This window comes from Caulobacter sp. FG7, from assembly GCF_057808875.1.
The window spans coordinates 20,880-45,533 of record NZ_JBMDIW010000009.1; the positions used below are offsets into that span (position 1 = coordinate 20,880).

Sequence of the window (24,654 nt, forward strand, 5' to 3'; positions counted from 1 at the left end):
TTGCCGTGACCTATGTGACCCGCGCCATCTTCGCCGCCGCGAGCCTGCTGCTGCTGCTGGCGGCCATGAGCCTGGTGGCCCTGGGGATCAACGAGGCGCTCGCCGGACTGCGCAATCCCGATCAGTCGGGCGCCGAGGCGGTGCTGGACGTGCTGGGCTACATCATCGTGGCGATCGCCGTGTTCGACGTGGCCAAGTACCTGTTCGAGGACGAGGTGCGACGCGGCGAGGAAAAGCGCAGCGCGGCCGAGGCCCGGCGCAGCCTGACCAAGTTCCTGTCGACCATCGTCATCGCCCTGTTCCTCGAGGCGCTGGTGGTGGTGTTCAAGACCGCCCGCACGGACGTTTCCCAGCTGGTCTATCCGACCATGCTGCTGGTCGCGGCGGTGCTTGTCCTGGTGGGGCTGGGCGCATACCAGCGCTTCTCGGCCGCCGTGGAGGAGAAGGTCGGCGACGACGACGACGCCGAGGCCCGCAAAGAGAAAAGCCGCCGGCGCGGAAGCGCCGGCGGCTGAAGCTTGCGAGCGGTGAGGCCGGTCAGAAGGCCCACTGCACGCCCAGCAGGCCCGACTGGCGGCCGCCGTCGCCGAACTCGCCGGCGTAGCGCGCGGACACCGAGACGTTCGGCCTGACCTGGTAGCTGACGCCCGCCCCGGCCGTGGCCAGGGTGTCGGCGCGCGTGACGCCGGCCGCGCGCAGCTGCACGCCGCCGAGGCTGGCGGTCGAACTGACGCCGTCGCCGTCGACCAGGCTGCGCAGGCCGATCGAGGCGTAGGGACGCAGACGCGCGTCCGCCGCCTGGCCGCCGACCAGGGTGACCTGGGCGTCGACGAACAGACTGGAGAGGCGCTCCTTGTTCACCGACAGGGCGAAGGCCCCGCCGCCGGTCTCGCCGACCGCCGCGCGCTCCGCCTGGATCCAGCTGACGCCGACGCTGGGCGCCAGTCGCCAGTCGCTGTTCAGGGCGGTGGCGTAGGTCAGGTTGAGGTCGGCCGACCAGGTCTTGAGCTTGTAGTCCTCGGCGCGGGCCGAGGCGCCGCCGGGCAGGCCGCGGCGGGTGTCGGCCTCGGCGCTGTCGTGGGCCAGCACGCCGCCCAGGGCGAGGTCGCCGAAGGCGAGGCCGCCCTGTACGCCGGCCACGAAGCTGCGGGTCTCGGTGCGGGCGTCCAGGCCGCCCAGGCGTTCGCGGCCGTCGAGATAGCCGACGAAGCCGCCGGCCCAGGCCTGGCGGGCGCCGTAACCGACGCCGGCCAGCACGCCGGCGCCGTCGACCTTGCCGCCGGCCACGCCCTCGGCGGCGTCGCCGTCCAGGGTGCGGCGGTTGAGCATGGCCTGGCCGAAGCCGAACAGGCCGGCTGTCTCGGGCGCCGAGGCCGACTGTGCGCGGGCGGCCTCCACGATCGTCAGGCCGTTCTCGGTTCCCAGCTGCAGGGCCGAGGCGTAGGCCTGCGGCGTGACGCGGATCAGGGCGGCGGCGTCGCTGCGGCCGGTCGAGGCCAGGGTCAGGCTCGGCATGGCCGCGGTCAGCGTCGCGCTGGCCGTGTTGGCCACGATCGCGGCGTTGAACGCGCCGACCGCGTCGGCGGCCTGGCCGGGCAGGGTCTGGTCGCTGGTGAACAGGCCGACGGCCTGCAGGCGATCGGAGCCCTGGCGCAGGTGGACGCTCAGCGCCTGCGCGCCTTCGACGGTGGTGAAGCGGCCGGCGATGCCGCCGCCGGCCGTGATCAGGTCCAGGATGCGGCCTGGCGCCAGCACGCGTTCGCCCACGAGTTTCAGGGTGGTGTTCGGCGCGATCGTGACCGCGCCCGAGACCGCCAGTCTGTCGCTGGTCGCGCCCAGTTCGAACACCGCCGACGAGCCGCTGGCCATGGCCAGGTTGCCGGTGAGCGTCATCGTGCCCGGCGAGGCGCCAGGGCTGAGCACGCCGTTGATGGTCAGGTTGCCGACGACCGCGCCGGCTGAACCGAAGGTCGCGCCGCTCTGCACCAGGATGTTGGCGGCCGACAGGCGCGAGCCGGCCAGGCCGATCAGGCGGCCGCCCGCCATGGTGATGCTGTCGAAGCCGTAGTCGCCTGCCAGCGAGACGACGCCCGACTCCACGGCGAGGACCTCGAAGCCGGTGAAGGCGGTCGAGCCCAGCGCCACCGGCGCCGCGTCGGTTCCGCCGAGCGCCAGTTCGAGGCGGTCGTAGCCGGTCCCGCCGCTGGCGCCGCCGGTGAAGTTCGCGCCGGACAGCAGGCGCAGGACATCGTCGCCCGCGCCCAGGTCGAGGGGGCCGTTCATCTTGGCGCCGGCCATCTGCACGAAGGTGTCGTTGCCTTCGCCCAGCAGGACCGCGCCCTCGATGGAGCCGTAGTTCTCGATCCTGTCGTCGCCGGAACCGAGGTTGATCGCGCCGATGATCGTGCCGTCGTTGCGGATCTTGTCGGCATAGTAGCCGCCGGCGATCGCGCCGGTCTTGCCCTCGATCACGCCGTTGACGCCGTTGGTGATGGCGAGGGGGGCATAGCCGCTGCCCTGGATGGCCGTACCCGCCGTGCTGCGGATGACGCCGTCGTTCTGGATGATCGCCGAGGCGTAGTAGCCGCCGGAGACGGCCGCTCCGGCCACTTCGATGACGCCGCTGTTCTCGAGCTTGGCGACATTGAGGACGCCGATGGCCGCCTTGCCTCCGGCGACCTGCCGGATCTCGCCGGTATTGACCAGGGTGAGCGTGTTGCTCACCCCGGCGCCGCCTTCCAGCGTGATGAGGCCGGAGTTGGTCACCTTGTCGCCGCCGCGGATCGCCGTCGGCGTGGTCTGCGACCAGGACTGGGGCGAGAGCGCGACGTTGATAGACCCGGCGTTCTCGAACTCGGTGCTGTTGTTCAGGTCGACGGCCGCGCCGCCGGTGTAGTCGTAGGTGACTTCCGTGAACTGCAGCGCGCCGCGGCTGACCAGGCTGACGTCGCTGTAGAGCGAAGCGTCGTAGGGAGAGGTGACCTTGATGGCGCTGCCGGTCGTGGTCGTGATGTCGGCCGTCAGGTCCAGAGACCCCTTGCCCGACACGGAGAACTGCGAGGTCAGGGGGGAGGAGACCGCCGCCTTCACGACCGCGTCGTCGCGAAGTTCGAGACCCAGGGCCTCGAAGCTCGTGGGCAGGCTCAGGGTTACGTCGGCGCTCTTGGCGGTGCGCAGGATCAGCTGGTCGACGCCGTCGCCGGCGTCCACGGCGCCGGTGAGGAAGCTGAACTTCCCGTCCTGCAGGCGGTCCAGGTCGGTGATCAGCCTGTCGTCGCGATAGCTCATGGTCAGCGAGCCGTTCAGCTGGCCGCCGGCGTCGATGTAGGTTCCGTCGCCCGAGAAGGTGACGTCGCCGTTGATGACGCCCGCGTTGCTGACGATGCCGGCCCAGTCGGCGCGCACCCCGCCCTTGGAGCCGGAGATGACCCCGCCGGCGAGGTTGTCGACGCGCGAGTAGCTGTCGAGAATGACACCGTAGCCGTTGCTCGCGGTGATCGTCCCGCTGTTGGCCAGGACGATCGACGAGACCTGGGCGCCGGCGGTCGCGCCCTCGATCACGCCCTTGTTCGTGGAGGTTCTGGTCATCACCGTGCCGCCGCCGAGCGACACGTAGAGGCCCACGCCCGCGGTGGAGCGGATCTCACCTTCGTTCAGGACCGAGCCGCTCGAGACCGAGAGCGCGGTGGCGACGGCGCTGATCGAGCCGTAGTTGGTCAGGGTTCCGGAACCGGTCAGGCTGGCGATGACGCCGACGCCGCTCGATACGATCGAGCCGTTGTTCACGAAGCTGTTCAGATTGGCGAGGTTGATCGCCGCGGGGCCGGCATAGCCCGGCGCGGGCGGGGCGACGCTGCTGGTGACCGAGCCGTTGTTGGTGAACGACAGGCCCCCGTAATAGTAGTCGGGCGAATAGTAGGACGCGAAGGCCGTGCCCGTGCTGGTCACCGCGCCGTTGGTGACGATCGATCCGTAGCCCGCCACCGACAGCCCGACGGGCGTATTGCCGTTCAGCGTCAGGACGGTCCCTTGGGCCAGCGCCATGCGATAGGCCTGGAAGTTGACGTAGTCGGCCGACATCAGGCCTGCGTTCAGCTCGACCGACTGATTGAGGATGAACTGCAGGGTGTTGAGGCCGCCGCCGCCGTCGACGCGGCCCGAGATCTCCTGCAGCCGGCGGGTGGCGACGTCATAGGTTCCGATCACGAGATCGTCGGAATCACCCAGCAGCACGTCGCCGACGATCCGGCCGCCGACCGTGTCGATCGTCGTCCAGCCGTAGACGCCGGGGCGCGAGGCGACCACGATCGAGCCGGTGATCAGGCCTCGGTTGTAGATGGTGACGTTGGGGCCGCCGGACTGGATGGCCACGGCGCCGCCGCTGGAGATCACCCCGCTGGCGGTGTTGGTCAGGGTGACGCCGGAGCCGACCTCGAGCGCCGCGCCCGAGCCACGGTTGGCGATCAAGCCGCTGTTGATGATGGTCGGCAGGGATGAGGCCTTGATGGTCGCTGCCGTGCTGTTGGAGCGGATCTCGGCGCCGGCGTCGTTATTCAGCGAATAGAGGATGCTGTGCGCATAGGGCTGGGCCACGGCTGCGGGGGTGCTCACGGCGCTGAGCGCGCCGCCGTCGATGATCCCGGCGTTGTTGAGCTGCTGCACGCCGGCCTGGATGCCGCCGATGTAGCCGGTCCGGCGATTGGTGATCGAGAAGAAGCCTTCGACCGAGGCGTCGGTGCTGACGATCGCCGGACCGCTGGTCGAGCGGATCTGGCCGCTGTTGTCGAGTTCGGCGACCGCCAGGCCGTAGCGGTTGCCCGCGGTGCCTTGCAGCCGGATGGCGGCCGCGCCCTCGATCGTCGCGTTCGCGCCGACGATGATGTTGAGGCGGGTGGAGGGCCAGTAGTAGCCCGGGCGATACTCGCCGCTGTTGACCAGCACGCCGTCGGCCGAGCCGCCCGAGATCGCGCCCTGGACGTTCAGGTTGATGATCGAACCATTGGTGACGCCCATCGGCGAAACCGCCCGGAAGGCGGCCAGGTCGCCGCTGGCCGCCGACAGGCTGGCGTCGGGGAGGATGTTGACGAGGCTGGATTTCTGGACGGTCAGTCCGCCGATCGTGGCGCCGGTGCAGTTGGCGGTGTTTCCGACCTCGACCGGGTAGGGCGCGCAGGCCGCCCAGGCCGAGCTTCCCGCGCCTGCGGCCAGGGCCGCCAGGCTGCAACCAAGCAGACGCGCGCGCAGGCTCCGCGCCTTGAAACCATTCAGCTGAAGCATGTACGCCCCCCGGGAACATCAACCGCGATGGCGTCTAGCTTTGCTGTGGCGCAACGTCCAGATGCTCCGGGATATCTCCTCGCGCTCTGGTCAACTTCTTCACGCGGCGGGGCGGACATGAAGCGGGGCGCGGGCCTTTCGGCCAGCGCCCCGCGGATCGAGGTTTCGTCGCCTACTGGTTCAGGGCCTACTGGTTCAGGTCCAGCCGGTCGGCGTTCATGACCTTGTTCCAGGCGGCCACGAAGTCGACCACGAACTTGTCCTGGGCGTCGGCCGAGCCGTAGACCTCGGCCAGGGCCCTGAGCTCGGCATGGGAGCCGAAGATCAGGTCGACGCGGGTGGCGGTCCAGCGCGGGTCGCCGCCGGCCCGGGGGGAACCGGCGAAGGCGTTGACCGCCGTCGGGTTCCAGGTCGTGCCCATGTCGAGCAGGTTGACGAAGAAGTCGTTGCTCAGCACGCCCGGATGCTCGGTGAACACTCCGGCCTTGGAGCCGCCGGCGTTGGCGCCCAGCACCCGCAGTCCGCCGACCAGGACGGTCATCTCGGGAGCGGAGAGCCGCAGCAGCTGGGCGCGGTCGACCAGGGCCTCTTCGGGGGCCATGAACTGGGTCCCCTCGCGACGATAGTTGCGGAAGCCGTCGGACAAGGGCTCCAGCGGATCGAAGCTGTCGGCGTCGGTCTGTTCGGCCGAGGCGTCGGCGCGGCCGGGGACGAAGGGCACGGTGATCCGCGAGCCGGCCGCCTTGGCGCCTTCCTCGACGGCCGCCGCGCCGCCCAGCACGATCAGGTCGGCCAGCGAGATTTTCTTTTCGCCCGTGGCGTCGAACCTGGCCTTGATGCCTTCCAGCACGCCCAGCACCTTGGCCAGGGTGGGCGGGTCGTTGACTTCCCAGTCCTTCTGCGGGGCCAGGCGGATGCGGGCGCCGTTGGCGCCGCCGCGCTTGTCGGAGCCCCGGTAGGTCGAGGCCGAAGCCCAGGCGACCGAGACCAGCTCGGCGATCGACAGGTCCGAGGCCAGGATCTGGCGCTTGAGTTCAGCGACGTCGGCGCCGTCGACCAGCGGGTGGTCGACCTCGGGGATCGGGTCCTGCCAGATCAGGGTCTCTTCCGGCACGAGCGGACCGAGATAGCGGGCCTTGGGGCCCATGTCGCGGTGGGTCAGCTTGAACCAGGCGCGGGCGAAGGCGTCGGCGAACTGATCGGGGTTCTCCAGGAACCGGCGCGAGATCTTCTCGTATTCCGGGTCGAAGCGCAGCGCGAGGTCGGTGGTCAGCATCCGCGGCACGTGCGTCTTCGAAGCGTCGTAGGCGTCGGGGATGTCGGCCGGAGCGTCCTTGGCCCGCCACTGCTTGGCGCCGGCGGGGCTTTCATGCAGTTCCCACTCGTACTTGAAGAGGTTCTCGAAGAAGTGGTTGCTCCACTTGGTCGGGGTCTGGGTCCAGATCACTTCGGGGCCGCCGGTGATGGAGTCGGCGCCGATCCCCGTGCCGTGCTTGCTGGCCCAGCCCAGGCCTTGCGCCTCGATCTCGCCGCCCTCGGGCTCGACGCCGACGAAGGACGGGTCGCCCGCGCCGTGGGTCTTGCCGAAGCTGTGGCCGCCGGCGATCAGGGCGACGGTCTCCTCGTCGTTCATGGCCATGCGGGCGAAGGTGTCGCGGATGTCGCGCGCCGCGGCCTTCGGGTCGGGATTGCCGTTGGGGCCTTCGGGATTGACGTAGATCAGGCCCATCTGCACCGCGCCCAGGGCCGGGTGCAGCTGGCGCTCGCCGCTGTAGCGCTCGTCGCCGAGCCAGCTGCCTTCGGGACCCCAGTAGAGCTCCTCGGGTTCCCACTGGTCGGCGCGGCCGCCGCCGAAGCCGAAGGTCTTGAAGCCCATCGACTCCAGGGCGACGTTGCCGACCAGCACGTAGAGGTCGGCCCACGACAGCTTGGCGCCGTACTTCTGCTTGATCGGCCACAGCAGGCGGCGGGCCTTGTCGAGATTGGCGTTGTCGGGCCAGCTGTTGAGCGGGGCGAAGCGCTGCTGGCCGCCGCCGGCGCCGCCGCGGCCGTCGCTGGTGCGATAGGTGCCTGCGCTGTGCCAGGCCAGACGGATGAACAGGCCGCCATAGTGGCCGAAGTCGGCGGGCCACCAGTCCTGGCTGTCGGTCATCAGGGCGTGGAGGTCGGCGATCACCGCATTGAGGTCGAGGCCGTGGAAGGCCTGCGCGTAGTTGAAGGACGCGCCGAGCGGATTTGAGCGCGGGTTGTGCTGGTTCAGGCTCTCGAGGCTGAGATGCTGGGGCCACCAGTCGCGGTTTGCTCGCCCGCGGCCATGGCCGACCGGGCACTGGCCCTGCGCTTTAGGATCGACGTTCCCATCCATTGTCGGCTTCCTCCGGTTGGCTTGTTGCGTTCGCCATTTCCCCCGTCGGGCCTAGTCAACGCGCCCTTTCCGCCATTGGTACAATTGATTGTTCCTATCGCTTCGATAGACGCGGCCAACCCTCCCGGATCGTTTCGTCCGCCGTCGGCCGATCTTCAGGCCGCGTCGGCGGCGGTGCTCTCGGTGTAGCCGCGCAGGCGGCGGGCGATGATCTCGCCCACGGCCTCGGCGGCGGGGCGCTGGGGGAACTGGGCGCGCCAGACGATGCGGATGGTGCGGCCGGTCCAGGTCGACAGCGGCCTCAGCACGATGCCGGCGTCCTGGGCCGCGCCGGCCGCCAGACCCGGGATCAGGGTGGTGCCGTAGCCGGCGGCGACCATGTTCAGCAGGGTGGTCAGGCTGGAGGCGCGCAGCGAGGCGCCCAGCGCGGTGGTCTGGCCGCAGGCTTCCAGCGCCTGGTCGCGCAGGCAGTGGCCTTCGGACAGCACGAGGATGTCGCGGGTCAGATCGGTCTCGGCCACCGCCTCGCGGGCGGCCAGCGGATGGTCGGGCGGCAGGGCGGCCAGGAACGGCTCGGCGAACAGCGGCGCGCCCATCAGGTCGGGCGCGGTCTCGTCGGTGGCCAGCAGCACGGCGTCCAGTTCATGGGCCCGCAGGCGTTCGAGCAGGGCGGCGGTCTGGTCTTCCCACGGCTCCAGCTCCAGCGCGGGCAGGGCTTCGCGCAGCGGGCCGAACACCAGCGGCAGCAGGTAGGGCGCCAGGGTCGGGATGACCCCCAGGCGGAAGCGGCCGGCCAGCGGATCGCGCAGGCTGCGGGCGGTGGCCAGCACGGCCTCGGCCGCGGTCACCGCCGATCGGGCGTGGTCCAGCAGCTGGCGGCAGGCGGCGGTCGGGGTGGCGGTCTTGCCGCCGCGCTCGAAGAGGACGACGCCCAAGAGGTCCTCCAGCTTGCGGATCTGGACCGACAGGGTGGGCTGGCTGACGCCGCAGGCGCGGGCGGCGCGGCCGAAGTGCTCGTGCTCGGCCACGGCCAGCAGATAGCGGAGATCGCGCAGGTTCATGCCGCCGGTTTCCGGTTCTCGATAGCCGAAGCCTATCGCGATCATTGATCTTTGAAACTTCTTTTCCGCGGCCCGTTGCGCCAAGCTGGCCGCGATACGGACGCGAGGAAGAGGTCGCGACGCGCAAACGATCGTGACCGTCCTTCGCCGCCGGGAGGACGCCTGACGATGCCCCATGCCGTGGACGCCGTCCTGCAGGACGAGCTGCGTCGCGCGGGCCTGCCTTGCCGCGGCCCGACCTCGCGCCTGCTGGCGCTGCTGCGCGCCTCGGAGGAGACGCACCTGACCGCGCCCGAGATCGCCGAACTGGCGGCCGAGGCGGGCCTGGCCATGCCGCCGGCCGAGATCGCCCGCCAGGTCGAGGCCTTCGCCGACCACGGCCTCCTGGGACGGCTGCCGACCACTACGGCCGAGCCGGTGTTCGACACCCAGCCCGAGCCGCACTTCCACCTGATCTACGAGGACACCGCGCGGATCGTCGACCTGCACGTCTCGCCCGAGACCCTGCTGGCCATGCTGCGCGACGCGCTGGCCAGGCGCCCGGGCGGGGTCGAGGTGGTGGTGGTCATGCGCCGCGAGGGCGGGCCGGCGGGCGGGGGATAAACCAGCGTATGGGTGTCGGGGGCGGTGGCGGTGGTCTAATCCAGTCCCGGTCAGCGTCCATGTAACGGGCGTGCTTAGAGAAACGCCATGTCCCGCCGGCGCGCCATCGCCGTCATCGACGACGACGCCCTTGTCCGCTCGGGCCTCGCGCGACTGATCCGCTCGTTTGGGCTGGAGGTCGGCGTCTTCGCCTCGGCGGCCAGCTTCCTGGCCTCGGGCCCGGAGGCCTGGGGCTGCGTGGTCACCGACATCCACATGCCGGAGATCTCGGGCCTCGACTTGCTGCGCCGCCTACAGGCCAGCCATCCGGACCTGCCGGTGGTGGTGGTCACCGCCTTTCCGGACATGCGCGACCAGGCGATGGGCGCCGGGGCGCGGGATTTTCTCGAAAAGCCCTGTGCGCCCGACCGGATCGAGGCGACCTTGAGACGGATGCTCGACGAGACGTGAAGCGCTGGGCGTGAGGCGCGGGGGCGCGTCGCTGGTGGAAGGGGGAGTGGGTATGCCGGGCAAGGCCGAGAGCGCGATCGACGAGACGGTGCAGACCGTGCTGGTCGTCGACGACAACGAGATGTTCCGCGGCTCGATGGACAGGCTGTTCCGGTCGGTGGGTCTGCGCACGGCGCTCTACGGCTCGGCCCAGGCGCTGCTCGACGCGGCCCTGCCCGACACCCCGTGCTGCATACTGGTGGACGTGCGCATGCCCAAGATGAGCGGCCTCGACCTGCAGGAAACCCTGGCCGCGCGCGGCGTGCGGGCCCCGGTGATCGTCATGACCGGCCATGCCGACGTGCCGATGACGGTGCGGGCGATGAAGGCCGGCGCCGTCGACTTCCTCGCCAAGCCCTTCCGCGACCAGGACATGATCGACGCGGTGACCGCCGCCCTGGCCAAGGACGGCAAGCGCCGCGCCCTGGCCCGCGATGTCGCCGAGGTGAAGGCCCGCTTCGACGCCCTGACCCCGCGCGAACAACAGGTCATGACCCTGGTCACCGCCGGCCTGCTCAACAAGCAGGTGGCCGGCGAGCTGGGCCTGCAGGAGATCACCGTCAAGCTGCACCGCGGCAGCCTGATGAAGAAGATGCGCGCGGGATCCTTCGCCGAACTGGTGCGGATGGCCGAGGCGCTGGAACGGGACCGGGCGGGCGGCTAGGCGAGCGCCGGCAGCCGCACCTCGATCCGCGCCCCGGTCTCGCCGGCCGTTGGCGGCAGCACCGCGATCCGTCCGTCGTGGGCCGCCACGGCTGACTGGCAGATGGCCAGGCCCAGGCCCATGCCGCCGGGCTTGGTGGTGAAGAAGGCCTCGAAGGCGCGGTCGGCGGCGTCGGGCGGGAAGCCGGGGCCGGTGTCGGCGATCTCGATCACGGCCTCGCCGGCCTCGCGGCGCGAGCGGACGTGCAGGCGGCGGGCCTCGGCGGGGACAGCGGCCATGGCCTGGACGCCGTTGAGCATCAGGTTGACCAGCGCCTGCTGCAGCACGACGCGGTCGCCTTGGACCACGGTGTCGGGCGCCTGCGGATCGAGGACCAGTTCGACGCCGTGCTCGGCGATCTCGCGGCGCACGAAGCCGGCCGAGACGGCCAGCAGGCCGTCGACCGGCAGGGCTGCGCGATCGGCGGGGGTCTGGGCGATCAGGCCGCGGATGCCGCGCACCACCTCGGCGGCGTGGGCGGCGGCGTGGACGACGTCGGCGACGGCCTCCTTGGCCTCGTCGAGGTCGGGCGTCTCGCGGTCGAGCCAGCGCTGGGCCGCGCCGGCGGCGTTGGAGATGGCGGCCAGCGGCTGGTTGACCTCGTGGGCGATCGAGGCCGACAGCACCCCCAGCGTCGCCGCGCGCAGGGCGTGCTCCAGCTCGGCGCGGGCGCGGTCGAGGCGTTCCTGCATCCGCCGCTGCTCGGTCAGGTCGACGATCGAGGCCTGGACGCGGTCGAGGCCTTGCGCGTCGGGCGGGAAGTTCAGGGCGACCATGACCGGGATCATCTCGCCGGTGCGGCTGCGCACGGTGGTCTCGGTCTCGAAGCGCGGCGCGCCGGCGTCGAAGGCGATCAGGAACTGGGCGAAGCTGTCGTCGGTCTCGGGCAGGAGCTCGTCCAGGCGCTGGAAGAAGCCGGCCTTGTCGGCGACGCCCATCATCTTCAGGGCGGTGGCGTTGACGTCGGTGATGCCGACCCTGGCCTTGATCTCGCGGGCGACCTCGGGATTGCGGGCCAGGTGCTCGGCCAGATCCGTGATCCCCTGGGCGCGCAGTTCGTCCAGCGCGGCTTTCACCGGCCGGAAGTCGTGCTCCCAGATCGACACCGCCAGGGTGTTGAAGATGGTGCGGTAGCGGGCCTCGCTGCGGCGCAGGGCCTCGTCGGCGCGGCGCAGGTCGGAGATGTCGGTGTTGCTCTCCAGCAGGGCGTGGGCGCCGGTCTCGTCGCGCTCCAGGATCCACTCGCTGAGCACGGTGAGGATCCCGCCGTCCTTGCGGCGCTGGCCGACCTCGCCCTGCCAGGCGCCGTCGCGGGCCACCAGGGCGGCGATGTCCTCGGAGGGGGCGGGCAGGGTGGTCGCCAGCAGCCGGTGGGCGTCCTGGCCCAGGGCCTCGTCGCGGGTCCAGCCGTAGAGCCGCTCGGCCCCCCGGTTCCAGAAGGTGATGCGGCCCTGCGCATCGCGGATGAAGATCGCGTCGGAGGTGACGTCGAGCAGCCGGGCCTGGGCCTGCAGGATCTCGCGCGCGGCCAGGTTGCGGCCGGTCAGGAAGGCCGCCACGCCCAGGGCCGCCAGGCTGACCATCAGGCGCAGGGTGGGGGCCAGTTCGACGTCTTCCCCATGGGCGAAGGCGAAGCTGATCGTGGCCATGGCGGCGCAGGCCAGGGTGACGACCCACAGCCTGCGGCCGGGCAGCTCCTCGCCGACCAGCAGCAGCACCAGCACGTAGAGCACCGCCACCGCGCTGGAGAGCGGGGTGAAGGTGTCGATGACGAACACGGCCGCCGCGATCAGGGCCGCGCCGGCCAGGCGCAGGCGGCGGCCGACCGCCGAGGGGCGCGACGAGGGGAAGGGCGAAAAGCGCATCAGGCGATTCATAGCGCAAGCCTGGCCCGGATCGGGACCCCCTACCAAGGTCTGGGGCGGCCCAACCAAGTCGATACGTCCGGTCAACGTCCGTTCGGTGTGTTGGATGAGCGACCGTCGCTAGGGTTGCGGTCATTCGAGGCGGCAGGAGGCCGGAGCCATGTTGCAATCCATCGACACCCAGGCGGCCAGGCCGTCTCCCAACGCGCCCCAGGCGATCTGGCTGGTCGAGCAGGCCCGGGCCGCCCTGGACGCCGACCTCGGCTCGGCCCGCGAGATGCTGGACCGGCTGGCGGTGGTGCTGAACACCGCCGTCCAGCGCGAGGAGCGCAGCTTCCTGCCCGGCTCGCGGGTGCGGTCCTCGGGTCCGGCGCGCGGCGGGCTGGCCGGCTGGCAGATCCGGGCCGTGGCGGCCCATGTCGAGGCCCATATCGGTTCGACCGTCTCGGTCGCCGTGCTGGCTGGCCGCGTGGGCCTGTCGGCCAGCTATTTCTGCCGCGCCTTCAAGGTCAGCACCGACGAGACGCCGCACGCCTATATCATGCGCCGGCGCCTGGAGCACGCCCAGGCGATGATGCTGGAGACCGACGAGAGCCTGGCCCATATCGCCGCCGTCTGCGGCCTGGCCGACCAGGCCCACCTGACGCGCCTGTTCCGCCGCCACACCGGCCAGACCCCCAATGTCTGGCGCCGCGAGAACCGTCCGTGGGGCCGGGCCCTGGTGATGGGCTCGCTGCGGCGAGCCTGAGCCGAGCGCGACGGCGCCGACGTTCAAGCCGGCGCGCCTCGCGCCAAGCACGGTCGCCGCCAGACGCGCAAGATGACTCTCAACGGCGCGGCGCTGGACCTCGCCTTCGCAGGAGAAGACTCATGGACACCGAAATCGCCCGCGCCCGGCGCCTGGCCCCGCTGACCACGCCCACGGGCCTGGGCGAAGCCGCCGCCAAGGACATCTCCGCGGCCCTGACCGCGCTGCTGGCCGATGTCTTCGCGCTCTACATCAAGACCAAGAACTTCCACTGGCACGTCTCGGGCCCGCACTTTCGCGACTACCACCTGATGTTCGACGAGCAGGGCGACGAGCTCTACGCCATGACCGACCCGATCGCCGAACGGGTGCGCAAGCTGGGTGGCACGACCCTGCGCTCGATCGGCCACATCGCCCGCGCCCAGCGGGTGCTGGACAACGACGCTGACTACGTCGAGCCGCACGACATGCTGGCCGAACTGCGCGACGACAACGGCGGCCTGGCCGCGGCCATGCGGGCGGTGCACTCGGCCTGCGACGAGCATGGCGATATCGCCACCGCCAGCCTTCTGGAGAACTGGATCGACGAGACCGAAAAGCGCGTCTGGTTCCTGTTCGAGGCCGGTCGCCGCGACCGCGCCTGATCCCCCTCGGGGTCCTGGAACCTCTCCCCCCAGGCCAGGACCCCGCAAGGCCCCGCCCGCTGCACCTCCCCCCCGGCGGCCGGCGGGGCCACCCCCTTTTATCCGACCAAGGGCGTCGCTCGTGAACGGGATCCAGAAACTGGCGCTGAGCGCCGCGACCGCCGCCCTGCTGGCCCTGACGGCCTTCGCCGCCGTGACGCCGCGCGCCGCGCCGGAAGGCGCCGCTGTTTCCGTTCAAGACATCGCTTCCCGGCATTCCGTGAACTAGGGTTCGAAGGACCGCCAGGAGGCCCGCCGTGACCGATACCATCGCCACCAAGCCGCTCGCCGCCGACGACCCCTACGCCCGCACCGCCCAGATCTTCCCCGTGCTGTCGCCCGAGATGACCGAGCGCCTGGCCGGCTATGGCGTCGAGGAAGAGATTGCGAAAGGCCAGGTGCTGTTCCGGCGCGGCGACCGGCGGGCCGACTTCTTCCTGGTGCTGGACGGGCAGGTGGGCATCACCCGCACCGGCGAGGCGGGCGACGACGAGATCCTGACCATCCACCGGGCCGGCCAGTTCAGCGGCGAGCTCGACCAGATCAACGCCCGCGCCCTGCTGGTCGGGGCGCGGGCCCTGACCGATGGCCGGGTGGTGCGGGTGGCCAACAGGAACGTGCCGCGGATGATGGCGGCCGAGCCCGACATCGGCGAGATCGTCATGCGGGCCTTCATCCTGCGCCGCATGGGCTTCCTGCATCACGGCGAGGCGGGGATCGTGCTGATCGGCCGGCCCGACGATCCGGAGACCCTGCGCATCGAGCGCTTCGCCGTGCGCAACGGTTATCCGCTGCGGCTGGTCGACGCGGAGAGCGACGAGGCCGCGTCCGGCTGCATGGGCCGTCATGGCCTGGACGTCGCCGACCTGCCTGCGGTGGTGCTGCCCGACCGCAGCGTGCTGCTCAACCCCGACACCATGGCGCTGGCCGACCGCCTGGGCATGACCGAGGGCTTCGACCCGCAGGCGGTGTTCGACGTGGCGGTGGTGGGCGCGGGGCCGGCGGGCCTGTCGGCGGCGACCTATGCGGCGTCCGAGGGGCTGGCGACGGTGATCCTGGAGGGCCTGGCGCCCGGCGGCCAGGCCGGCGCCAGCTCGAAGATCGAGAACTATCTGGGCTTTCCCACCGGCATATCGGGCCAGGCCCTGGCCGGCCGCGCCCAGGTGCAGGCCCAGAAGTTTGGCGCGCGGCTGGCGGTGTCGCGGGCCGTGGTGGGGGTCGAGTGCGACAAGCGCCCCTACCGCCTGAAGCTGGAGGACGGCCAGACCCTGCTGGCGCGGGTGGTGGTGATCGCCTCGGGCGCCCGCTACCGCAAGCTGGACGTCGAGGGCTATGACCGCTTCGACGGCCAGGCCATCCATTATGCCGCCACGGCCATGGAGTCGGACCTCTGCCGGGGGCAGGCGGTGGTGGTGGTCGGCGGCGGCAACTCGGCCGGCCAGGCGGCGATGTTCCTGTCGCGCACCGTCGGCCACGTGCACATGCTGGTGCGCGGCGAGGGGCTGGCTGCGACGATGTCGGACTATCTGGTCCAGCGCATCGAGGGCTCGGCCCGCATCACCTTGCATCCGTTCAGCGAGGTTTCCCGCCTGGAGGGCGAACGCACCCTGAGGCGGATCGGCTGGACCGACCATCGCAGCGGCGAGGAGACCGTGGTCGACGCCGGGGCGCTGTTCGTGATGATCGGCGCCGAGCCCAACACCGACTGGCTGCGCGGCTGCATCGACCTGGACGAGCGCGGCTTCGTGCTGACCGGCGAGAGCGGCCAGGTCCCCGGCGCCCGCTCGGCCTACGAGACCGAACGGCCGGGCGTCTACGCGGTCGGCGACGTGCGCTCGGGCTCGATCAAGCGCGTGGCGGCCGGGGTGGGCGAGGGCTCGGTGGTGGTCTCGGCCATCCACCGCGACCTGGAGGCGCTGCGGGCGGTGTAGAGCTTTGACGCATTTTCTGACGACGAACCGGAATCCACTGCGTCGGAAAATGCTCTAGAATCGGGCGATCAGGGTGGCTTCGAACCGGCGCTTCAGCGGATCGTCGTCCGACCAGCGGTCGAGCAGGTTGCGCACGCCCAGCCGCAACTCGGTCTCGGACGCGCCGGGCGCCCGAGGCAGTTCGAAGGCCGCGGACAGGTCGATCGTGGTGCGCTCGGGCAGCGCCGTCGCCAGGTCGGCGTCGACATAGCGAACGGTGGCCGAGGCGGCGAAGCGCCGGGTCGACCAGCGGGCGCCCACTGCGCCGCGCCACTTCGGCGTCGCGCCGTCTGGGGTGCGCTTGAAGGCGCCGCTGCCCGGCGGAATGTAGTTCAGCAGGGTCGGCTGCCAGGTCAGGGCGGCGCTGAGCCCGAGGCGTCCGCCCGCCAGGTCCAGGTCGTGCTCGGCGACCACGTCCACCGACTGCATCAGGCTGGAGCCGGTGTTCTCGTTGAGGTCGCGCACCCCGATGATCCGGCCGCCCGTATAGCCCTTGGCGCGGTCGGCGTCGCTGAGCGGCGCCCGGACGACGGCGCCGGGATAGAGATCCTCGTTGAGGATGTAGAGGTCGACGCTCCTGCGCACGGTGACCATCAGGTCGTGGCCTTCGATGCGGGTGTAGTCGATCGACAGGCGCGTGCGCGGGATCAGCGGCGAAGCCAGCACGGCGCCCGCCGAGTAGGTCCGCGTCTGGTCCGGGCGCAGGTTGGCGGGCGCGCCCCAGAGGATGGGGAACCACCCCTCCGCATAGACGGGCTGGCGTGGATCGCGCTTGGGATCGATGACGCTGCTGGTGGCCAGGCTGGCGGTGGCCGCGAGCATGTAGGGCTCGGGCAACTGCGCGCCTTGCGCGTAGGAGGCGCGCAGGACCAGGCCGGGCGCGGGTTCGGCCTTCGCGCCGACCAGTAAGAGATCGGCGGATTTCTCTATCGGCGTGGCGGGCGATCCTTCGGAGATCAGTATCCGGCCGACCTGGCGTCGCGCCGCCGCCTGCAGTTCCAGGCCTCTGACGCCGAGCACGCCTTCCAGCGGCGCGCGCAGTTCGGCGAAGATCGATCGCGTGCGGCTCGAGAGGTGGTTGGTGCGGTTGGGCGGGAAGGTCGGCATGGCCTCCCACAGCTGCTGGGCGGTCAGCGACAGCGTCAGGTCGCGGCCGCCGATCCGGGCGATCGGTCCGGAGGCGCGCAGCGAGATGTCCTCGAGCCGCGAGGTCGCATAGGGGTCGTTTCCCGCCCAGGGCGCCTTGTAGCGCGCGAGGTCGGCCAGGAACCTGGCCTGGTCGCCGAAGGGGTTGGGTACGGGCCGGCCGTCGGCGGGCGCGATCCCGCTGGCGACCGTCGACCAGGCCAGGCCCTCGTAGCCAATGTCGATGATGGGCTGATTGGCGTGTACGCCGCCCACGGCGTAGTCGACGCCGCCCCGCCAGCGCGCAGGCAGGTCGAACACCAGGCCCGCGGTGTAGCGACGCGAGATGATCCGGGAGGATTCGCTTCCCTGAACGAAGGGGATGGGCGCGACGAGTTCGATCGGGCTCGATCCCGAGAGCATCGAAGCCGTCCCCTGGCCCGGCGTCAGCGTGGTGTAGAAAGCGCCGGTGGCGGTGGCGTAGGTGTCGGAACTGGCGAGATAGATGTAGTCCAGATAGGCCTCGGCGCCGCGCCACAGCTTCTGGCGAAGATTGATCAGGACGGCGTCGGTGCGGCTGTCGTTGGACAGCGGGCGGACGCTATGGGCCGGGGCCAGCCCCGGGGCCGACTTGCCGGCGTTCTGGATCAGCACCGTCTCGATCGGCGTCGAGCCGTCGTAGTCGGCGGGGATGTAGGTCTGCGACATCGAGACGCCGCCGACCGTGAAGGGACCGTTGACCCCGAACAGGGTGATCCCGTTCCCCGGTGACCGGCTGTAGCTCTGGCCGGCCTTGAGCGAAGATCCGTCGAGCGGCGCAAAGGCTTCGGATCGGTCGCCGATCGTGACGCCGTTGAAGCGCTTCTGGCCATAGCGGACCATCACCGCGGTGTTTCCGTCTTCGTTGCTGTAGCCGAGGCGGGCGTCGAAGCGGCTATAGCCGCCGTCGCCGCCCTTGCTGGCGCCGGTGGTGACGGCGACCTCGGCGCCGCGATAGTCGCGGTCGAGCACCAGGTTGACCACGCCGTTCACCGCGCCCAGGCCATAGAGGGCTCCGCTGCTGGAGGCGAGGGTCTCGATACGGCTGATCGCCCCCAGCGGGATCGGCCCCACGTCGGCCTGCGCCAGCCGATTGTAGTTGGGGATGGCGGGCATGCGTCGTCCGTCGACCAGCACCAGGGTCTTTTCCTGGGCGTTGGAGTCGCGAAAGGCGAAGTTGGAGCGCGACGGCGGAATGCCGCGGCCGGGGCGCGGGATGGACTGGCGGCTGTCGCCGTTGCTGGTCAGCCAGGTCTGCAGGAAGTCGTCGGCCGAAAGGGCCTGGGCCGCGCGCAGGGTGCTGCGCTCGAACACGCGATAGGGCTGGATGTCGTCGGGATCGCGCCGCTGGTCGACGTTCTGGGTGCGCACGCCCACCACCAGCAGCTCAGGCAGGGCGGTCGGTCCGAGCTCGGCCTCGGGCGCCGCGCCGCGCCGGGCGCGTACGACATAGGCGCCGGACTCGACGGCCTCGTACTCCAGACCGGTTCCCGCCAGCAGCCGGTCCAGGGCCTCGCTGGGCGTCAGGCGACCACGCAGCGGCGGCGCGCGTCGGTCGCCGACCACGGCCGAGGAGACCAGGATGTCGACCCGCGCCTGGCGGCCCAGCTCGGCCAGGGCGTGGTTCAGCGGCTGGGCAGGCAGGGCCAGCGCAGTCATGCGTTCGGCCGCCAGGGCTGGCCCCGCCAGGGCCCAGGCGCAGGCGATGACCGTCAGTCCACGGAAAAAGTCTTGTCGTTCTCTAGAGGCCACCCCGACCCGCCCTGATGTCGCCCTCGCCGGCCTGTGGGCGAGAGTCGTGAAGATCATCCGGGCAATAGAGCGAACGATGTTTTCCGGACAACACCCGATCGGGTAGCGCTACCCCTCGACCCATCGCTTGATCGGGCGCGGGTGGGGCGTCTTGTAGGCGGTAAGGTCGAACATCACCTCGTCGACATAGCACCAGCCCCAGCCCTCGGGCGGGTCGTAGCCCTCGATGATCGGGTGCTGGGTGGCGGCGAAGTGGGCGCTGGCGTGGCGGCTGGGCGACTGGTCGCAGCAGCCGACGTGGCCGCAGGCGCGGCACAGGCGCAGGTGCACCCACCAGCCGCCCGTCTTGAGGCATTCCTCGCAGCCGTCGGCGCTGGGCGTGACGACGACGATGGTGGACAGGTGGGTGCAGCTCATCGGGTCGGCCTTTCTGCTCGGCGTCGGGACGGTCCGGCGATCATGCCGCCAAACCGTCCGTCGCGCTTGAGCCTGGTGGGCCTTTCTTGGCCGGCCGGACCTATTTCTTCGGCTTGCGGGCGGCCTGGACCTCGATCTCGACCAGCATGCCGTCGGCGACCAGGGCGGTGACTTGGCTGGTGATGCGCGAGGGCTTGTTGGGCTGCTCGGCCGTGCCGAAGAAGGTCTTGTAGCCCTCCATCATGCCGGCGAAGTCCATCTTGCCGTCCTTGGCCGGGTCGCCGACCAGCAGCACGCGCATCATCACCACGTCCGACAGGCTCGCGCCCTGGCTCTTGAGCGCGTCCTCCAGGCGCTTGATGACGCCGATGGTCTGGGTCTTGGTGTCGCCGAACTTGGCCACGCCCGTGGCGTTGGCGTCGACCACCGGCGGGGTCATGCCGCTGACATAGATGGTGTCGTAGCCGGCCGGCACGGTGACGACGCTGGCGATGGCCGACTTCGGATCGCCGCCGCGGACGATCTCCTGGGCCAGGGCGGGCGTGCTGACGGCGGCGGTCGCCGCAAGGGCGAGGGCGAGGCGTTTCATTGGGCGTTTCTCTCCTGGGGAACTCAACTTGGACCGAAACCCTCGTCCTTCGACAGGCTCAGGAAGAGGATTTCTACTGCGGCGTCGAAGTCGCCCTCATCCTGAGCTTGTCGAAGGACGAGGGCGCGGAACTAGTGGGCCTGCAGGCCGCGGGCCTTGGCGCCGGCCTTGGACTGGGCGCGGGCGCTGGAGACGTCGGCGAAGCTGACGGGCTTGCCCTTGTTGCCCCAGGCGGTGCGGACATAGTTCAGCAGGCCCGTCAGTTCGGCGTCGGACAGGTCGTCCTTGAAGGCGGGCATGCCGGCGCGGCCGTTGAGCACGACGCCGGCCATGGTCTTGCCGTCGCCCTGCACCAGCGGCGAGCCGGCCAGGGCCGGGAAGGCGCCCTTGACGCCCTTGCCGGTGACCTGGTGGCAGGCCGAGCAGTTGTCGGCGTAAAGGGTCTGGCCGGGCGGGGCGGCGAGGGCGGACGAGGCGGCGCCGGCGACGAGGCCGAAAGCGGCGAGCGCCGGGAAAGCGTGGCGAAGCATCAGGTCTCCGAGGGCTGGATGGGGGTCGTCACGCGGCGCGGACGCGGGCGTGCAGCTTGGCGATCTGCTGCCAGGCGGACTCGATGGCCCCGGCCTGCCAGCCGCCGAGATAGCTGAGGTGCTCGCCGGCCAGGTAGAGGCGGCCGTCGGGCTCGCACAGCACCGGATAGGCGGTCTTGCGGCCTTCCTCGCCCCACTCGGCCCAGCCGCCCAGATTGTGCTCGGCCAGGTGCCAGCAGAACGAGAAGGCGTTCTCGTAACTGTCGGCGTATTCGGGGAACACCTTCTGGCCGCCGGCCACGGCGAAGGCGGCGCGCTCGGCCGGGCTCTTGGCGCTGATCTTCGCGGCCTCGCCGCCGAACGAGTAGTAGCCCAGCAGCACGCCCTTCTGCGATTGCCAGCCGGTCGAGGGCAGGCTGATCGTGCCGATGCCGGGCATGTCGTTGTAGATGTGGCCGCCGTAGATGAAGTGGTCCTCTTCCCAGAAGCGGCGCTTCATCTGCAGGCCGATCTTGTTGACCGGGGCGTAGGCCACGCCCTCCATCGCTGCCTTGAAAGGCTTGGAGGCCTGCATGTCGACGCTGCGCAGCACGCTGAGCGGGATGGTGCAGATGCAGTAGTCGGCGACGACCTGCGCCTTCTTTCCGGCCGCGTCGCGATAGCCGATCTTCACGCCCTTGGCGTCCTGGCCGATGGTTTCGACCACGCAGGAATAGCTGATCTTGTCGGCGACATTACGCTCGAAGGCCTTGGCCAGCTGGTCCATGCCGCCGATGGGCTGGAGCATGGTGCGCTGCTGCTCGTAGCCGGCGACCGAGGTCAGGGTGCGCCAGGCGCCCGAGTGCAGCACGTCGGCCATGCTGCGCGGGGTCGAGGGCTTGCCGGGACCGGGCGAGACCCCGGCGCCGGGATGGACGTCGAAGCCGCGGCCGTCGGTGCCGGTATAGGCCAGGTCCGTCGGCGACAGCCGGCCCTCGTTGACCATGTAGGCGACGAAGAGGTCGCGATCCTCGGTGGTGAAAGCGCCGTCGAGACCGCCCTTGGAGGCGACCTTGGCCATCAGCTCGGCGGCGTGGCCGCGCGCGTCGGCGGCGATCTCGCCCTTGCGCACGGGCTTGCCCTTCAGCGGGCCCTCGCCCTTCTCGAAATAGACATAGGCCGCGTCGTTGTCGTTGACGAAGCTCTCCAGCGGCACGCCGAACAGCTTGGTGTAGTGCAGCGTCGAGCGGTGGTGGTAGGGGATCCGCCAGGGGCCGTGGTTGATGTAGAGGCCCTCGTCGAACTGGCAGGTCTGGTCGTTGCCCAAGAGGTCGACGTGGCGGAAGCCCTTGCGGGCGGTCTGGCAGCGGCCGCCGGCGAAGTCGCGGGCTTCCAGCACCTGCACCTCGTAGCCGTGCTTGGTCAGTTCATAGGCGGCGGTCAGGCCCGCCAGGCCCGCGCCCAGCACCACCACCTTGATCCCCTTGCCGCCGCCTTCCAGCGGGGGCGGGGCGGCCTGGGCCGAGGCGAAGCCGTAGCCCAGGGCGTCCATGCCGGCCATGGCCAGCGACACCCCGCCATAGGCCGCCAGGCTTTCGAAAAACCGTCGGCGCGTCAGAACCGCGCCAGATGCCGAAGTCGCTCGACCGTCCATACGCCACCCCGTGTTCTTGTCCGCCTGCCGGATGTTTCGGCGGCGCGACCATCTCGAAATCCCCGTCTCGGCGGGGCAATCCCTTTAAGCCGGGCAGGGCGGTCAGCCTGTCGCGGAACGGCGTTGTGCCGCCTGCTTGGGCGCCCTGATCGCGGCTTGTGCGAAGTTGGGGCGCGGCGAGCGCGTCCCGTTGAATCGCCTTCGGAAAAGGGAGCCGGGCGGACGCCCGACTCCCTCGTCGCCGATGCGATGGAAGGGCGACCTAGAAGGTGTAGGTCAGGCGCCCGTAGTAGTAGCCGCCGTTGATCCCGAACGGCGAGAAGGCCGGGTACTGGGTCACGCAGCCGCCGCCGGAGGCGACGCAGGCCGACTGGAAGGCGGCCGAGAACTTGTCCGGATACTCGTTGAACAGGTTGTTGGCGCCGATGGCCGCGATCACCCCGACCGGGAACTTGTAGGAGATCTCCAGGTCGGTGAGGGCGGTGGCGCTGACCACGGTGTTGAGCAGCGGGCCGGTGCCTGGGTCGGCCAGGGCCGAGGCCTTGCCGTAGAAAGTCTCGGTCAGGCTGACGGTGACGGGGCCGAAGCTGTAGAGGCCGTTGATGCCGATCTTATACTTGGGCGCGGCGGTCTCGAGCAGCGAGGCGGCGTTGCCGGCGAACAGCACCTGGCCGGTCGGGAAGGCCGTGCTGGTCACGCCCAGCGCGGCCGGAGCCGACTTCACCCTGGTGATCTTGGTCTTGTTGTAGTTGCCGCTCAGGGTCCAGTCGATGCGGCCATAGTCGCCCAGGTCGGTCGGGTAGGAGACGACCACGTCGACGCCCGTGGTGCGGGTGTCCAGGCCGTTGGAGAAGATGTTGATGCCGGTGCTGGTGACGGTGCTGTCCAGGATGTTGCCGTTGGCGGCGATGGCGGCGTTGACGTTCGGGTTCACCACCACGCCGTTGCGCAGGCCGTAGACCGAACTGGAGCCGAAGATGCGGTCTTCCAGCTTGATGCGGTAGGCGTCGATCGTGGCGGTCAGTTTCGGGATCGGGTGCGCCACGACGCCGAAGCTGTAGTTGGTCGACTTCTCGGGCTTCAGCTTCTCGATGCCCAGCAGCGCGGCCGCCGCCGAGTTCGGGGCCAGCTGCACGAAGGCCGAGGTCGGCGAGACGTTGGTGGCCGAGTAGAACGACTCCGCCAGGGTCGGGGCGCGGAAGCCGGTGCTGACGGTGCCGCGGATGGCGAACATCTCGTTGAAGTCGTAGCGGCTGGTCAGCTTGCCGACCGTGGTGTCGCCGAAGTCGCTGAAGTCCTCGTAGCGCAGGGCCACGTCGACCTTCCAGGGCGTGACCGGCGAGACGGCCAGGTCGGTGTAGAGGGCCCAGCTGGTGCGGCTGTGGCCGCCGGCGTCGGTCTTGGAGAAGCCCGGATAGGACTGCGAGCCTTCCTTGTAGGTCGAGGCCGCGTCGCCTGCGCCGATCGCGTAGGTGTCACGGCGCTGCTCGATGCCCAGGGCGACATCCAGCGGCGTGGCCAGGCCCACGTCGAAGCCGCGGGAGAGGTCCAGATTGTTGGTCCACTGGGTCGTCTGCCAGCTGCCGGCGTGGAACGAGGTGGGGGTGAAGCCCTTGGTCGTGAGGGTCGAGGTGTCGGTGTAGAGGCTGGCGTTGGCCGAGTCCTCGACGCGGACCTCGATGTCGTCCTTGCCGTAGGTGGCGCTGAGGTCGAGGTTCCAGCCGGCGACCACGCCGGACAGGCCCAGGGTCAGGGCGTAGTCGTCCTCGATAATCCGTTCGCGCGGGCTGAAGCCGTTGGGGAAGGGCCGGTCGGCCGCGCCCATCCTGCCCTGGATGCGGTTGTAGCGGCGGTAGTTCTCGTAGGCCGAGGCGTCCTTGTGGCCGTAGGTGCCGAACGAATAGACCTCGAAGTCGCCGGGCAGTTCGACGCCGCCGTTGAAGGCCAGGACGTGCATCCGGTACTCGGCGTCGCCCGAGATCAGGTTCAGGTTCGGATAGCCCTTGATCTGGCTCTCGACGGCGTTGTTGGCGGCCGAGTAGCTGGGGCTGGCCGGGTTGAAGACGCGCTGGTCGGGCAGGCCGCGGTTGGAGAAGCCGTGGTATTTGCTCTCGACCGTGAAGTTCAGATAGCTGTTCTCGGTCGGGGCCGTGCCCAGGTTGGCCGAGAACGAGGCGGTCTTGCCGCCGCCGTCGAAATACTCGCCGCCGGTGGCCGAGACCGCGCCGCCCGACTCCGACTTCTTGAGGATGATGTTGACGACGCCGGCGATGGCGTCGGTGCCGTACTGGGCCGCGGCGCCGTCGGTCAGCACTTCGATCCGACCGATCGAGGCCATCGGGATGAAACCGAGGTCGGCGGCCGCCGCGCCCTGGTAGGGGCCCGACAGGACGGCGAAGTTGCCGGTGGTATGGCGGCGCTTGCCGTTGATCAGCACCAGGGCCTGGTTCGGCGAAAGGCCGCGCAGGCGCGCCGACAGGGTCAGGTTGGCGGTGTCGCCGCCGAAGGCCTGGGCGTTGAACGACGGCACCAGGTTGGCCAGGCCCAGGCGCAGGTCGACCTGGCCGGTGCGCTCGAGGGTGGCGGTGTCGACCACCTGGACCGGGGCCGGGCTGTCGGCGACCCGCAGGCCGGTCTGGCGCGTGCCGGTGACGATGACGGTGTCGAGTTCGACGGAAGGATCAGGTGCGGGCTCGGCCGCATGTGCGATGGTCGAAGTACCGATAGCGATCGACAGAGTCGAAATGCTCGCGGTCAAGATTTTTTTGAGATTATTGTTCACTAGTGCCCCTCTCCGCATAGTCA

At 70.3% G+C, this 24,654-nt stretch carries 18 protein-coding genes; 8 read left to right on the forward strand and 10 right to left on the reverse strand.

Going from position 1 to position 24,654, the window contains the following annotated elements:
• Nucleotides 1-5: 5 nt before the first annotated feature.
• Entirely contained in the window at nt 6-515 is a 510-nt protein-coding gene (locus ACODR1_RS09230) for a GNAT family acetyltransferase (RefSeq protein WP_488880182.1), read from the forward strand.
• Between the two features lie 22 nt (nt 516-537).
• On the opposite strand, the gene ACODR1_RS09235 is transcribed toward ACODR1_RS09230, so the two are convergent.
• From ACODR1_RS09235 to ACODR1_RS09245, 3 genes are all read right to left on the reverse strand, one after another.
• Nucleotides 538-5,277, reverse strand: coding sequence for an autotransporter domain-containing protein (locus ACODR1_RS09235; RefSeq protein ID WP_488880183.1), 4,740 nt, complete (start codon nt 5,275-5,277; stop codon nt 538-540).
• A 187-nt stretch (nt 5,278-5,464) separates the two neighbouring features.
• Complete coding sequence (katG, locus tag ACODR1_RS09240) at nt 5,465-7,642, reverse strand: catalase/peroxidase HPI (RefSeq protein ID WP_488880184.1); 2,178 nt, start codon at nt 7,640-7,642, stop codon at nt 5,465-5,467.
• Nucleotides 7,643-7,797: 155 nt separating this feature from the next.
• Nucleotides 7,798-8,748: a LysR substrate-binding domain-containing protein gene (locus tag ACODR1_RS09245; RefSeq protein WP_488880185.1), complete on the reverse strand. Its 951-nt coding sequence runs from the start codon at nt 8,746-8,748 to the stop codon at nt 7,798-7,800.
• A gap of 123 nt (nt 8,749-8,871) precedes the next feature.
• Between ACODR1_RS09245 and ACODR1_RS09250 the strand changes: the two genes are divergently transcribed.
• From ACODR1_RS09250 to ACODR1_RS09260, 3 genes are all read left to right on the forward strand, one after another.
• Complete coding sequence (locus ACODR1_RS09250) at nt 8,872-9,306, forward strand: transcriptional repressor (RefSeq protein ID WP_488880186.1); 435 nt, start codon at nt 8,872-8,874, stop codon at nt 9,304-9,306.
• Between the two features lie 87 nt (nt 9,307-9,393).
• Nucleotides 9,394-9,756, forward strand: a complete 363-nt coding sequence (locus ACODR1_RS09255; RefSeq protein ID WP_488880187.1) for a response regulator transcription factor — start codon at nt 9,394-9,396, stop codon at nt 9,754-9,756.
• Between the two features lie 52 nt (nt 9,757-9,808).
• Nucleotides 9,809-10,459 (forward strand): response regulator transcription factor, encoded by a 651-nt coding sequence (locus ACODR1_RS09260; RefSeq protein WP_488880188.1) that lies wholly within the window; start codon nt 9,809-9,811, stop codon nt 10,457-10,459.
• On the opposite strand, the gene ACODR1_RS09265 is transcribed toward ACODR1_RS09260, so the two are convergent.
• Nucleotides 10,456-12,363 (reverse strand): PAS domain-containing sensor histidine kinase, encoded by a 1,908-nt coding sequence (locus ACODR1_RS09265; protein WP_488880189.1) that lies wholly within the window; start codon nt 12,361-12,363, stop codon nt 10,456-10,458. The two genes, ACODR1_RS09260 and ACODR1_RS09265, sit on opposite strands and share 4 nt — an antisense overlap.
• A 160-nt stretch (nt 12,364-12,523) precedes the next feature.
• On the opposite strand from ACODR1_RS09265, the gene ACODR1_RS09270 reads away from it, so the two are divergent.
• The 4 genes from ACODR1_RS09270 to ACODR1_RS09285 all read left to right on the forward strand — a co-directional run bounded on the left by ACODR1_RS09270 (nt 12,524) and on the right by ACODR1_RS09285 (nt 15,725).
• Entirely contained in the window at nt 12,524-13,111 is a 588-nt protein-coding gene (locus ACODR1_RS09270; protein WP_488880190.1) for a helix-turn-helix transcriptional regulator, read from the forward strand.
• A gap of 122 nt (nt 13,112-13,233) precedes the next feature.
• The gene (locus ACODR1_RS09275) at nt 13,234-13,755 is read left to right on the forward strand and encodes a Dps family protein (RefSeq protein WP_101718766.1); all 522 of its coding nucleotides are present in this window, start codon (nt 13,234-13,236) and stop codon (nt 13,753-13,755) included.
• A gap of 121 nt (nt 13,756-13,876) precedes the next feature.
• On the forward strand, nt 13,877-14,023 hold the full coding sequence (locus ACODR1_RS09280; RefSeq protein ID WP_488880191.1) for a hypothetical protein: 147 nt from the start codon (nt 13,877-13,879) through the stop codon (nt 14,021-14,023).
• Nucleotides 14,024-14,051: 28 nt separating this feature from the next.
• On the forward strand, nt 14,052-15,725 hold the full coding sequence (locus ACODR1_RS09285; protein ID WP_488880192.1) for an FAD-dependent oxidoreductase: 1,674 nt from the start codon (nt 14,052-14,054) through the stop codon (nt 15,723-15,725).
• A 54-nt stretch (nt 15,726-15,779) separates the two neighbouring features.
• Here ACODR1_RS09285 and ACODR1_RS09290 read toward each other — a convergent pair whose 3' ends face one another.
• From ACODR1_RS09290 to ACODR1_RS09315, 6 genes are all read right to left on the reverse strand, one after another.
• Nucleotides 15,780-18,587: a TonB-dependent receptor domain-containing protein gene (locus tag ACODR1_RS09290; RefSeq protein ID WP_488880193.1), complete on the reverse strand. Its 2,808-nt coding sequence runs from the start codon at nt 18,585-18,587 to the stop codon at nt 15,780-15,782.
• 201 nt (nt 18,588-18,788) lie between these two features.
• Nucleotides 18,789-19,097, reverse strand: coding sequence for a UBP-type zinc finger domain-containing protein (locus ACODR1_RS09295; RefSeq protein ID WP_488880194.1), 309 nt, complete (start codon nt 19,095-19,097; stop codon nt 18,789-18,791).
• A 100-nt stretch (nt 19,098-19,197) separates the two neighbouring features.
• Nucleotides 19,198-19,686: a RidA family protein gene (locus ACODR1_RS09300; RefSeq protein ID WP_488880195.1), complete on the reverse strand. Its 489-nt coding sequence runs from the start codon at nt 19,684-19,686 to the stop codon at nt 19,198-19,200.
• A gap of 131 nt (nt 19,687-19,817) precedes the next feature.
• Entirely contained in the window at nt 19,818-20,216 is a 399-nt protein-coding gene (locus tag ACODR1_RS09305; RefSeq protein ID WP_488880196.1) for a c-type cytochrome, read from the reverse strand.
• Nucleotides 20,217-20,244: 28 nt separating this feature from the next.
• Entirely contained in the window at nt 20,245-21,849 is a 1,605-nt protein-coding gene (locus ACODR1_RS09310; protein WP_488880197.1) for a flavin monoamine oxidase family protein, read from the reverse strand.
• A gap of 262 nt (nt 21,850-22,111) precedes the next feature.
• Nucleotides 22,112-24,607, reverse strand: a complete 2,496-nt coding sequence (locus tag ACODR1_RS09315; protein WP_488880198.1) for a TonB-dependent receptor plug domain-containing protein — start codon at nt 24,605-24,607, stop codon at nt 22,112-22,114.
• Nucleotides 24,608-24,654: the final 47 nt, after the last annotated feature.